This window comes from Streptomyces sp. BBFR51 (assembly GCF_044591655.1).
GTDB lineage: Bacteria > Actinomycetota > Actinomycetes > Streptomycetales > Streptomycetaceae > Streptomyces.
In genome coordinates this window covers 876119-887634 of the sequence record NZ_CP172448.1, presented here as the reverse complement: position 1 = coordinate 887634, position 11516 = coordinate 876119, and the positions used below count along the sequence as shown (strand labels likewise).

The following is an 11516-nucleotide window of genomic DNA, read 5'->3' as shown; positions in this document are numbered from 1 at the left end:
GCATGGCCTGGCGGCCGTGCTTGCCTGCGAGGTGATCACCCGGCTCATGACCGGCTGCCGGGCCGTCGCCTGTTCGCCCGGCATCACCGATCTCAGCAGCCATCGGCTGACGGCCAGAGCCGAGTGGGACCGCGTGAACGCCAAAATTGCCGTCCCGTCCCATTCGGCCTTCTCGCCCCGCGCCTCGGTGACCAGGGGGTAGGCAAATCTGTCGGTCGTTTGCGAGGCTTCGCTGATCAAGGACTCGCCCGATCCTCGATCACTCCTCGGCGGTCAACCCCTGCAGTGGACCGGAGGCCAGGACTCTGGTGGCGAAGTTCGCCAACTGTGCCCGCATTCTTTCCCGCGGAATGCGCCCTTCTCCGGCCAGGTGCTCGACGAGGTCGGCTCGTGTGGCGGCGAGCAGGGCGTGGGTGGTGAAGTCGCTGTCGGTCAGGCCGGGGATCTGCTCCAGTACGGCTCGGAGCAGGCTGTGCCACCGCTCGTAGTGCTCCGCCTGGTACGGGCTGCTGCTCCCGCCTTCCTCCAAAGCCAGCGCGAGGCGCCGGTTGTCGAGTTTGAAGCACAGGATGGCATCGAGCAGGGCGGGTACGCGATCCCGCGGTGGGGTCGCGGGCCCCACGGGTGGTGGGCCGGTCTCGACGGCCTGCCTGATCGGTTCGAGTCGTGCCTCGTACAGCGCGCGGAGCAGCCCGGCGCGATCGCCGAAGGCCCGGAAGAGCGTGCCCTTGCCGACGCCGGCCGCTGCCGCGACGTCGGCCATGGTGACGTCCTCGGGAATCTCGCGGCGAGTGAAGAGGGCGTCGGCAGCCGCGAGCACGGCCTCCCGGTTGCGGATGGCGTCCTTGCGAGACGACTGGCGTTCGGGCATGACACTCCTTCCATTTGCAAAACGGACCCGTGGTCCATATCGTCGAAGCGGACCGAGGGTCCGTATTCTATGACTGGAGGATACCCATGTCCGCACAGACCTCCCCTGCTGATCTATACCGCCACAGCCTGCGACTGCTGCTCGACAAGGACATTGCCGCGTGGGTCGCCCTGTGGGCCGAGGACGGCCTCATGGAGTTCCCGTTCGCCCCCGACGGCTGGCCCCGGCGTCTGGAGGGCAAGGAGGCCATCGCCGCCTACATGCGCCACTACCCCGACCACATCGACCTGCACGAATTCCCCGACCTGCGGATCCACCAGACCACCGATCCACAGACCATCGTGGTCGAGATGCGCGGCGTCGGCCGCCTGGTGGAGAGCGACGCTCCCTTCGACATGACCTACATCGCCGTTGTGACCGTTCGAGACGGGCACGTCACCTCCTACCGCGACTACTGGAACCCCCTCGCCGTCCAGGAACCCGGCACCGACTTCACCGGGAGCAGCCGATGACCACCGCCGGCACCACTCTGGTCATCGGCGCCACCGGCACGACCGGAAGCCGCACCGCCGCACAGCTGACGGCCGCGGGTCACCGCGTCAAAGCCGCCAGCCGCCGGACCACCCCGGTCGCCGGCGCCGAGCCGGTCCCCTTCGACTGGTACGACCCCGCCACCCACGCGGCCGCCCTCGATGGCGTCGACCGCGCCTACCTCATACCGCCCCTGGGCGACTCCGACCCCGCGGCGACCATGCTGCCGTTCCTCCATCAGGCCCGCACCGCCGGCGTACACCGCGCGGTGCTGCTGAGCTCCTCGGCCATCCCCGAGGGCGGCCCGGCGGTGGGAACGGTGCACCAGTCCCTGCCCGATCTCTTCGGACAGTGGGCGGTACTGCGGCCCTCGTGGTTCATGCAGAACTTCACCGGCACGCACGTGCACGCCCGCACCATCCGGGGCGAGGGCATCATCTGGACCGCCGCTGCGAGCGGTCGGGTCGGCTTCGTCGACGCCGAGGACATCGCGGCCGTCGCCGTGCGCGCTCTGACCGACGAGCAAGCCCCCAACACCGATCTCGTCCTCACCGGACCCGAGGCACTCAGCCACGACGACATCGCCGCGGTCGTCACCGAGGTCACCGGTCGGCCCGTGGTCCACCGCCGTCAGTCCTACGAGCAGATGCGCGACCGCCTCACGACGCAGGTGCCGGTGGAGTTCGCCGCAATGCTGGCCGGCATGGACCGTGCCATCGCCGAAGGGGCGGAGGACCGCATCACCGACACCGTCCAGCGCCTCACCGGTCGGCCCCCGCGCACCTTCCGAGCCCTCCTTGAGAGGGAGATGCGATCCAGCGGATGATGTTCCAGGGCGATCAGCAGTTCCGTTGAGACCCTGCGTAACCTCGGCCTGGCCGTCTGAGGAGGCTCGGACGTCGGTGAAGTCGACACCAGAGGGTTCATCGCGTCTCCCTGTGACGGCCTGTACTGCGGCGGGATGGGGTAGACGGGGGCCAGGTCGGTTTCGCGCAGGATGCGCGCGATGGTGGCCTGCAGTGTGCTGTCGGCAGGGACCACGGTTTCCAGGCCGCCGGGCAGCAGGTCCAACTTGCGGTACCACGAGGTGAGGTGGCTGTCGGTGACCTGGGCCAGGTACGCGGCATCCGCTTTCGATGCGTGCCGGGCAGACGTGATCATGTGGCCGTAGCGGTCGGCATACAAGATGCCTTCGAGCACCACGTGAAATCCGGCGTCCAGGGCTTCGCGCGCGATCTTGCCCAACAGGGCGATGTGGGCGCCGCGCGCGGTGTCGTGTTCCCGGAGCACGTTCCGGCGGATCACGTCCTGGCCCACGATCGCGATACCGCGGCCGTAGTGATCTCGCAGCCCCAGGCGGGTGTCCTGTCGGCCGGTCGCAGTTGCCGTGAATACACGACGGTGTGCGTCACTCGAAGTGCTGGTCATGCGGACCATCCCGTCTCGCTGTACAGCTCCCCGTTCTGGATCTTCGCGATGGCTTGGCGGGTGTAGGGGACGAGGTCGTCGGGGAGCGCGGCGGGGTCCCAGAATCCCCATTGCGTGCACTTGTCCGGCTAGCGCAGTTCCGGCTCGCCGCTCCAGGCACGGGCGCGGAAGAACAGGCCCATACGGGGCCGGCCCCCGGCGCGGTCGATGTGGTGAATGACGTGAACGAGTTCGACGTTCTGGCGCTCGATGTGCAGCCCGGCTTCCTCCCGTGCCTCCCTGATCAGGCATTGCCATGCGGCGAAGCTCGGCGCTCCTCCTGCCGCGCGAGCCCGCCCTGCGGCGCTGTGCCGCACGAGGTCGTTGGTGGTGTCCGCGATATGCAGGCGGGACCCGTCAGATGCGCGAAGACCTGGTCGCACAGGCGGGGAGAGACTTCGGGGTTGACCGCGTACCGGGCGAGGATCTTGTGGTGTGCGTTGTCGAGGATCACGTAGGTGCCCGCGGCGAGGGTCGGCTGGACGACGAGCCGGTCCTGCAGCGTGTACCAGGAGGCCAGTGCCAGGCGCCAGGAGTGGTCGCCGCATGCCTGGGCGACGCGGACGTCGCGCCGGTAGACCAGCTCTTTGAGGCGGTCGAGGTAGGCGGACAGCTCCGAGTCCTTGGGGACGTCGGTGCTGTGCTTCCCGATGAGGACTGCCGTGTGGCCGGCGTCGTTGAGGGCCTGGTGCAGGCGGGCGGCGAGGGTGGACTTGCCGGCCCCGTCACCGCCGACGAAGGTGATCAGCTTCCCGGGCTCTCGACACAGCAGACTCACCTGGTGTGGGCCCGGGCACGAACTCCGGGCGTGACACCGCGGTGCAACCTGCCGGCCCGGACCAACTGTGGTGCTCAGTCGGTGAAGAAGTCGCCCAGCGCGGCGGAGAGCGGGCCGGGGGCTTCCTCGGCCACATGATGGCCGGCGTCGATGCCGTGGCCCCGGACGTCGTCAGCCCAGTCGCGCCAGATGGTGCGCGGGTCGCCGTACAGGTCCTCCAGGTCGTCCCGCAGCGACCACAGAACCAGGACAGGGCAGTCGATCCGTGCGCCCCGGGCTCGGTCCGCCTCCTCGTGTCGGCGGTCCACGGTGAGCCCGGCACGGTAGTCCTCCAGCATGGCGCGGACGACGTCCGGATTCCTGGTGGCGGTCCGCCACTCGTCGTGATTCTCCTGCCCCATGGCCTCGGGGTCGCCGCGGTACCAGGCGTCGGGGTCGGCGTTGATCACGCTTTCGGGGATCTTCGGCTGGGCGAAGAAGAACCAGTGCCACCACGCGGTGGCGAACCGGGCGTCGGCGCGGACCAGGTGCTCGCTCAGAGGCAGGCCGTCCAGGAACGCCACCCGGGTCACCGCGGAGGGGTGGTCCAGCACCAGCCGGAGCGCCACGGCGGCCCCGCGGTCGTGACCGACGAGTCCGAAGCGCTGGTGCCCGAACGCCTGCATGACCTCGACCATGTCCTCGGCCACGGCACGCTTTGAGTGCGGGACATGATCAGAAGCGGGTGCCGGGCCGCGGGAGCGCCCGTAACCGCGCAGGTCGGGGCAGACGACGGTGAAACCGCGCCGCACCAGGACGGGCGCGACCCGGTGCCAGGTCGCCGATGTGCGGGGGTGGCCGTGCAACAACAGGAGAGGCGGGCCCTCGCCCCCGTACCGAACGAAGACGGACGCGTCACCGGTGCGCACCGTCCTGGTAGCGAACTCCTCGAACACGAAACACCTCTTTCCGCTGCGGGGCCCAGTCCGCGGTACCCCGCTGTCCGCGTGCCCGGAACGGGCCCCGGCACGTCATCCGGAAGGCCAAGAAACCGGCGCCGGTCTCTGCCGGATATCGGCACCCCGAGAAGACCGTGACCACGCGGGCCGGTGCTCTGGAACTCGCCATCCTCAAGCCACGACGACTGTGCCTCCGGTGCGGCTGATGGCGGTACGCAGATCCTGCGGGCACGACTGGTCCGTGAGCAGGGTGTCGAATCCGCTGAGGTCGCAGACGCGGTGTGCGGCGGTACGTCCGAACTTGCTGGAATCGGCCAGCACGTAGCGGTGGGAGGCGTTGGCCAGCATGGCTCGCTTGGTCGCCACCTCGTCGAGGTGGAAGTCGGTGAGGCCGTAGGGGGCGATCCCGCCGGACCCCACGAAGACGGCGTCGGCTCGCAGGTCCGCGAAGAAGTCCACCGCTTGCGCGTTGGAGCAGGCCAGGTCGCCCGCTCGCAGCCGCCCTCCGCTGACCAGGACCTCGACGCGGGGGCGGGTACTCACTTCGGCGGCGACGAGCAGCGACGGTGTGGCGATGACGCCGGCGTGGTCGGCGGGCAGGGCGCGCGCCACTTCGAGCGCCGTGGTGCCGACGTCGATGACGACGGTCTGGCCGGGCTCGACGAGTGCGGCGGCGATCCGGCCGATGGCTTGCTTCTCCCTGGCCATGGCGCCACTGCGCTCGCTGAAGGAAGCCTCTTCGCCGACCGGGGTGTCGGGAATGGTCGCGCCGCCGTGTACGCGGGTCAGCTCGCCGCGCTGTTCCAGTTGGGCGAGATCCCTGCGGACCGTCTCGTGGGAGACGCCAAGCAGCGCGGTGAGGTCGTCGGTGGTGACGAACCTGAGCCGGGCGAGTTCGGCGACGATCCTGCGGTGGCGCTCGACGGGGAGCACGACACACCCCCTCATTGGTGACTGTTCTTGTGGATCTGTGACTGCATCGTAAGCGCAGCGGCCTCGCGCGCCCCCTTCCGCCCGTGCGAAGTCTTGACGGCTGGCGGGCATCAGTCCACACTCTCAGTAATTCGCGGTCAAGAAACCATAGAAACGGTCACCGGTGGGCGGGTCCCGGACGTTCGCCTCCACCCTGAGACAGGGAAGCGAATCATGGCACAAGCAGAGAACGGCCCCCACGGGGCCGGAACAGCCGGACGGACCGGCGCGGAGCCCGAGACCCGGCAGGAGATGGCCCGGGAGCTGGGGTGGTACGCCTCGTTCTCCGTGGCGTTCGGATTCGTGTCCATCGCGACCGGCATCTTCACCACGTACGGAGCGGTGCTCGCCACCTCCGGGCCGCGCGGCATCTGGGCCTGGCCGATCTCGGTGATCGGCCAGCTGTCCATCGCCCTGGTCTTCGGCGCCCTCGCGGCCCGCATACCGATCAGCGGCTACTCGTACCAGTGGGTGTCGCGGATCGTCGGTCCCGTGTGGGGCTGGATCATGGGATGGATCTCGTTCGCGTTCCTGGGGGTGGTCGTGGTCGCGGTGGACTACACCATCGCCTCCACGATCCTCCCCGAGCTCTTCCGCTACGTCGGCACCACACAGAACGCCTGGGTGATCACGGCCGGTGTGGTGCTGCTCCAGGCACTGCTGGTGGCGATCTCCACGCGGACCACTCACAAGGTCAACAACGCGGCCGTGACCATGCAGCTCATCGGCATGATCGCGCTGACCGTGCTGCTGTTCGCGGTGGGAGCCTTCACCGGGAAGCTGGACTTCGCGCACCTCTTCGAGACCGGAACCGTACCCGCCGACGGCTACTACGCTCTGGGCGCTATGAACGAAGCCGGCCCGTTCGCCCTGGCCTTCCTGTTGGGCGCCTTCACCATCGTCGGCTTCGAGTCCGCGGCCAATCTGGCCGAGGAGACCAAGAACCCCGCCCGGGTCATTCCCAGGGCGATGGTTCAGGCAGTGCTCTCCCTCGGCGTGCTCGGCTTCCTGTTCCTGATCGCGATCACCGCCGCGGCCGGCCGCATCGACGGCGTCGACGCGTCGGCCACCCCCGTCGCCACCGTGATCACCGCCGTACTCGGCTCGGTCGTCGGCAAGATCCTGCTGGTCCTGGTCGTGATCTCGATCTTCTCCTGCGGACTGGTCATCACCCTCAGCGGTACCCGACTCGTCTACGCGATGTCCCGGGACGAGCGCTTCCCCGGCTGGCGTCTGCTCAAGCGCATCGACCGGCGCACCGCGACACCGCTGAACGCCACCGTCTTCATGATGCTGATCGCGCAGATCGTCCTCGCGGTCTTCTCCCGTTCCACGGACGCCCTCTTCCAGCTGTTCTCGGCGGCCACCCTGCTGCCCGCGGTCATCTACGCCGGCACCGTGGCCATGTACGCGGCCAAGCGCCACTCCCTGCCGCCGTCGAAGGGCTTCTCGCTGGGCCGCTGGGAGGTCCCGGTCCTGGTGCTCGCCGCCGTCTGGCTGGTCTACGAACTCCTCATCTTCCGGGACGCCTCCTTCCGCGCCCCCTGGACCTACGTCCTCGTGCTGTGCGGGATCGGTGCCGTCTACCTTGTGGCTCTGATCGTCCGCCGCGGCCGCGCCGGTCTGACGATGCCCGACATGGCCGATGTCGACCGGGCCCTGGACACCGCCGACACGTCGCCCGCCGCGGCCGCTGCCGAAAGGACCTCCCTGTGACCGCGATCCTCGCCATCGACCAGGGCACCTCGGGTACCAAGGCCATCGTCGTCGACGCCGACGAGGGAACCGTCGCCATCGCCGAGGAGACCGTCCGCCCCACCTACCTGCCCGGCGGGGGCGTCGAACAGAACCCCCATGAGCTGCTCGACTCCGTCCTGACGGCCGGCCGCCGCGCGGTGAGCACGGCCGGCCGCCCGATCGCCGCCGTGGCGCTCGCCAACCAGGGGGAGACCGTCCTCGCCTGGGACCCGGCCACCGGGACCCCTCTGTCCCCGGCGATCGTGTGGCAGGACCGGCGCTCCGAAGGCATCTGCCAGGACCTGGCCGAGCACGCTGCCACGATCGCCACGCGTACCGGGCTCGTCCTCGACCCGTACTTCTCCGCCCCCAAGATGGCCTGGCTGCGCCGGAACCTCACCCGTGACGGAGTGGTGACCACTACCGACACCTGGCTGGTGCACCACCTGACGGGTGAGTTCGTCACCGACGCCTCCACCGCCAGCCGCTCCCTCGTCTTCGACCTGGACGGCGCGGGCTGGGACGGCGAGCTCGCCGACCTCTTCGGACTCGGCGGCGAACGTATGCCCCGTATCGCCGCCTGCGACGAGATCGTGGGAACGACCCGCGTCTTCGGCCGGGAAGCGCCGGTCGCCGGGCTGATCGTCGACCAGCAGGCGGCCCTGGTCGCGGAGGCGTGCCTGGAAGAGGGGAGCGCCAAGTGCACCTACGGCACCGGTGCGTTCCTGCTGGCCAACACCGGCTCGAAGCCGGTGCGGTCCAGCGCCGGCCTGACGACGTCGGTGGCCTGGCAGGCTGCGGGCCGGACCCTGTACTGCGTGGACGGCCAGGTCTACACCGTCGCCTCCGCCGTGCGCTGGCTCCAGGACCTCGGCCTCGTCCAGTCCCCGACCGAACTCGACCAACTCGTCGCGGCGGACAGCGAAGGCGTCCTGTGCGTGCCCGCCTTCGCCGGGCTCGCCGCCCCCTGGTGGACGCCGGACGCCACCGCCTCCTTCACCGGCATGACCCTGGCCACCCGGCGCGAACACCTCGTCCTGGCCCTGTTGCAAGGCATCGCGGCACAGGTCACCGAGCTGACCGCTCTGGTCGGCCACGACCTCGGCCGTCCCCTGACCCGACTGCGCGCCGACGGCGGACTGACCAACTCGGCCGCGCTCATGCAGGCCCAGGCCGACATCGCCCAGATCCCCGTCGACATCTACCCCAACGCGCACGCCACCCCGCTCGGGGCCGCCGCCCTCGCGCGCTGCGCGCTCGACCCCGCGCTGAGTCTCGAAGACGCCGTCGGAGACTGGGAACCCAGCACCGCGTACGAACCCCGATGGTCCGCCGACCGGGCCCAGCAATTCCGCACCACATGGGCACGGGCCGCAACAGCCCGCGCCGCCGAGGGAGAACACTCATGACCGCCACCCCCCACCGTCAGGACGACGGCGTCTTCGACGTCGCGGTGATCGGAGGAGGCATCGTCGGCGCGGCGATCGCGCGCGAACTGTCCGGCTGCGACGTGTCGGTGGCGCTGCTCGAAGCGCGCGACGACGTCGGCGACGGCACCAGCAAGGCCAACACCGCCATCCTGCACACCGGGTTCGACGCCAAACCCGGCACCCTCGAATCCCGCCTGGTCGCCCGCGGATACCACCTGCTGAGCGCCTACGCCAAGGCCACCGGCATCCCCGTCGAGCACACCGGTGCCGTACTGGTGGCCTGGAACCAGGAGGAACTCGACGCGCTGCCCGGCCTGAAGGAGAAGGCCGAGGCCAACGGCTACGAGCACTGCCGGCTCGTCGGCGCCGACGAGGTCTACCGCTCCCTGCCCGACCTCGGCGACGGAGCACTGGGCGGCCTCACCGTCCCGGACGAGTCCATCATCTGCACCTGGACCACCAACCTCGCCCTGGCCACCGACGCCCAGCAGCGCGGCACCACGATCCTGCTCCGGCACGCCGTGACCGCCGTCGACGCGGGCGACGACCTGACCACCCTGCACACCGCGGGCGGCGAGGTGCGCGCCCGCTGGGTCGTCAACGCCGCCGGCCTCGGCGCCGACCGCATCGACCGGCTCTTCGGCCACGACCGCTTCACCGTCACGCCCCGCCGCGGCGAACTGTTCGTCTTCGACAAGCTCGCGCGCCCCATGGTCGACAGGATCGTCCTGCCCGTCCCCTCCTTCCGCGGCAAGGGCGTACTGATCTCCCCGACCATCTACGGCAACGTCATGCTCGGCCCCACCGCCGAGGACCTCACCGACCGCACCGACACCTCGACCTCCGAGGACGGCTACGACTTCCTCCTCACCAAGGGCGAACGCCTCATGCCGCGCCTGCTGGCCGAGGAGGTCACCGCCGCCTACGCCGGACTGCGTGCCGCCATCGACCACCCCGACTACCTCATCGAGGCCACCCCCGCCCAGCGCTACCTCCTCGTCGGCGGCATCCGCTCCACCGGCCTCACCGCCGGCATCGCCATCGCCGAACACGCCCGCACCCTCCTGGAGGAGGCCGGCCTCGCCCTGCGCGACCGCGGCGACCTGCCCGACCCGCCGCGCATGCCCAACATCGGCGAAGCCGCCACCCGCCCCTACCAGGACGCCGAACGCATCGCCGCGGACCCCGCCTACGGCACCGTCGTCTGCTTCTGCGAGCGCGTCACCGAGGGCGAGATCCGCGACGCCTGCCACGCCCCCGTACCCGCGCGCAGCCTGGAAGGACTGCGCCGCCGCACGCGGGCCATGAACGGCCGCTGCCAGGGCTTCTACTGCGGCGCGGCCGTCGCCGCCCTGCGCACACAGCACCACACCCACGACGGCTGCAGCAGCCAGCACAAGGACAACCGATGACCCACCAGCCGCCCCTGACCGAGCCCGACGTCCTCATCATCGGAGGCGGACCCGCAGGACTCACCGCAGCGGCCGAACTCGCCGACCGATCCGCCGGACACATCGTGGTCGTCGACCGGGAGAACACGGCCGGCGGCATCCCCCGGCACAGCGACCACACCGGCTACGGCCTGCGTGACCTGCGCCGGGTCATGACCGGCCCCGCCTACGCGCGCCACCTCGTCGACCGGGCCACCCGGGCCGGGGCCGAAATCCGCACGAACACCATGGTCACCGGCTGGGCCGACGAGAACACACTCGACGTCACCAGCCCCGACGGCCGCTACCGGATCCGCCCCCGGGCCCTCGTGCTGGCCACCGGCGCCCGCGAACGCCCCCGCACCGCACGTCGCGTCCCCGGCGACCGCCCCCACGGCGTCTACACCACCGGTCAGTTGCAGAATCTCGTCCACCTCCACGACCAGCCCGTCGGCAAGCGAGCCGTCATCGTCGGAGGTGAACTGGTCAGCTGGTCCGCGGCCGTCAGCCTGCGCGAAGCGGGCTGCACCCCCGCCCTCATGATCAGCCGCTACCCGAAGGCGGAGTCCTACGGCGCCTTCAACGCGGCCGGCCGCACCGTGCTGCGCGTGCCCGTCGCCACCCGCAGCCGCGTCACCCGGGTCCTGGGCAAGGGCCGCTGCCGGGCCGTGGAGATCGAACACCTCGACACCGGCAGGCGCACCACCGTCGAGTGCGACACCGTCGTCTTCACCGGTGACTGGATCCCCGACCACGAACTCGTCCGCGCCGCCGGCATCGCCCTCGACGAAGGCACCCTCGGCCCCCTCACCGACACCGCCCTGCGCACCAGCCGCCCGGGCGTCTTCGCCGTAGGCAACATGCTGCACCCGGTCGACACCGCCGACGTCGCAGCACTCGACGGCAAGCACGTCGCCCAGCAGGTCATCGACCACCTGAGTGGCCGGCAACAGCCGTCCGAAGGTGTCCGCCTGACCGTCGGCGCCCCGTTCCGCTGGATCGCTCCGCAGATCCTGCGCCCCGACGACCCCGCCCCGGCCCGCGGTCGACTCCTGCTGTGGTCCGACGCATACATCCGCTTCCCCAAGGTGACCGTCCGTCAGGACGAGCGACTCATCAACCGCCGCATCCTCGCCTGGCCCGTGGCCCCCGGCCGCGTCTTCCGTATCCCGTCGAGCGTCCTCAAGGGGATCTCCCACACGGGAGGCCCGGTCCGCATCACCGTCGCCTAGCCGCACCGCCGGCGACCTCCGCGGTGGTCACGGCTCGCACCACGCCTCCAAGCGGTCGGCCCTCCCGGCCCGGTCCTGCGGGCCGGCCGTGGTCGGTCTCGGGGATGTCGGCGTGGGTCGATCTTCTTCG

General features: G+C 70.3%; 11 protein-coding genes. 7 read left to right on the top strand and 4 right to left on the bottom strand.

Features of this window, described 5'->3' with window-relative positions; all coding sequences use genetic code 11:
• Positions 1–259: 259 nt before the first annotated feature.
• A complete protein-coding gene (locus ACGH7X_RS04080) occupies positions 260–871 on the bottom strand; it encodes a TetR/AcrR family transcriptional regulator (RefSeq protein WP_399881689.1) in 612 nt (203 codons plus the stop codon).
• An 86-nt stretch (positions 872–957) separates the two neighbouring features.
• On the opposite strand from ACGH7X_RS04080, the gene ACGH7X_RS04075 reads away from it, so the two are divergent.
• The 3 genes from ACGH7X_RS04075 to ACGH7X_RS04065 all read left to right on the top strand — a co-directional run bounded on the left by ACGH7X_RS04075 (position 958) and on the right by ACGH7X_RS04065 (position 2896).
• Positions 958–1383 carry a nuclear transport factor 2 family protein gene (locus tag ACGH7X_RS04075; protein WP_399881687.1) on the top strand — a complete coding sequence of 142 codons (426 nt, stop codon included), beginning with the start codon at positions 958–960 and terminating at the stop codon, positions 1381–1383.
• Positions 1380–2228, top strand: a complete 849-nt coding sequence (locus ACGH7X_RS04070) for an NmrA family NAD(P)-binding protein (protein WP_399881685.1) — start codon at positions 1380–1382, stop codon at positions 2226–2228. The genes ACGH7X_RS04075 and ACGH7X_RS04070 overlap by 4 nt, the downstream gene beginning before the upstream one ends.
• A 266-nt stretch (positions 2229–2494) precedes the next feature.
• The gene (locus tag ACGH7X_RS04065) at positions 2495–2896 is read left to right on the top strand and encodes a hypothetical protein (RefSeq protein WP_399881683.1); all 402 of its coding nucleotides are present in this window, start codon (positions 2495–2497) and stop codon (positions 2894–2896) included.
• Positions 2897–3113: 217 nt separating this feature from the next.
• On the opposite strand, the gene ACGH7X_RS04060 is transcribed toward ACGH7X_RS04065, so the two are convergent.
• The 3 genes from ACGH7X_RS04060 to ACGH7X_RS04050 form a co-directional block, all read right to left on the bottom strand.
• Positions 3114–3647, bottom strand: a complete 534-nt coding sequence (locus ACGH7X_RS04060) for a dTMP kinase (protein WP_399881681.1) — start codon at positions 3645–3647, stop codon at positions 3114–3116.
• A gap of 74 nt (positions 3648–3721) precedes the next feature.
• Complete coding sequence (locus ACGH7X_RS04055; RefSeq protein WP_399881679.1) at positions 3722–4582, bottom strand: alpha/beta fold hydrolase; 861 nt, start codon at positions 4580–4582, stop codon at positions 3722–3724.
• Between the two features lie 174 nt (positions 4583–4756).
• Positions 4757–5518, bottom strand: a complete 762-nt coding sequence (locus tag ACGH7X_RS04050) for a DeoR/GlpR family DNA-binding transcription regulator (RefSeq protein ID WP_399881677.1) — start codon at positions 5516–5518, stop codon at positions 4757–4759.
• 213 nt (positions 5519–5731) lie between these two features.
• Here ACGH7X_RS04050 and ACGH7X_RS04045 point away from each other — a divergent pair, with 213 nt between their 5' ends.
• Genes ACGH7X_RS04045 through ACGH7X_RS04030 form a run of 4 tightly spaced genes read left to right on the top strand, consistent with a single transcriptional unit; the run spans position 5732 to position 11386 of the window.
• A complete protein-coding gene (locus ACGH7X_RS04045) occupies positions 5732–7273 on the top strand; it encodes an APC family permease (protein ID WP_399881675.1) in 1542 nt (513 codons plus the stop codon).
• The gene (locus ACGH7X_RS04040) at positions 7270–8703 is read left to right on the top strand and encodes an FGGY family carbohydrate kinase (RefSeq protein ID WP_399881673.1); all 1434 of its coding nucleotides are present in this window, start codon (positions 7270–7272) and stop codon (positions 8701–8703) included. Before ACGH7X_RS04045 ends, ACGH7X_RS04040 begins: the two co-directional genes overlap by 4 nt.
• A complete protein-coding gene (locus ACGH7X_RS04035; protein WP_399881671.1) occupies positions 8700–10136 on the top strand; it encodes an NAD(P)/FAD-dependent oxidoreductase in 1437 nt (478 codons plus the stop codon). Before ACGH7X_RS04040 ends, ACGH7X_RS04035 begins: the two co-directional genes overlap by 4 nt.
• Positions 10133–11386, top strand: coding sequence for an NAD(P)/FAD-dependent oxidoreductase (locus tag ACGH7X_RS04030; protein ID WP_399881669.1), 1254 nt, complete (start codon positions 10133–10135; stop codon positions 11384–11386). Before ACGH7X_RS04035 ends, ACGH7X_RS04030 begins: the two co-directional genes overlap by 4 nt.
• Positions 11387–11516 lie beyond the last annotated feature (130 nt).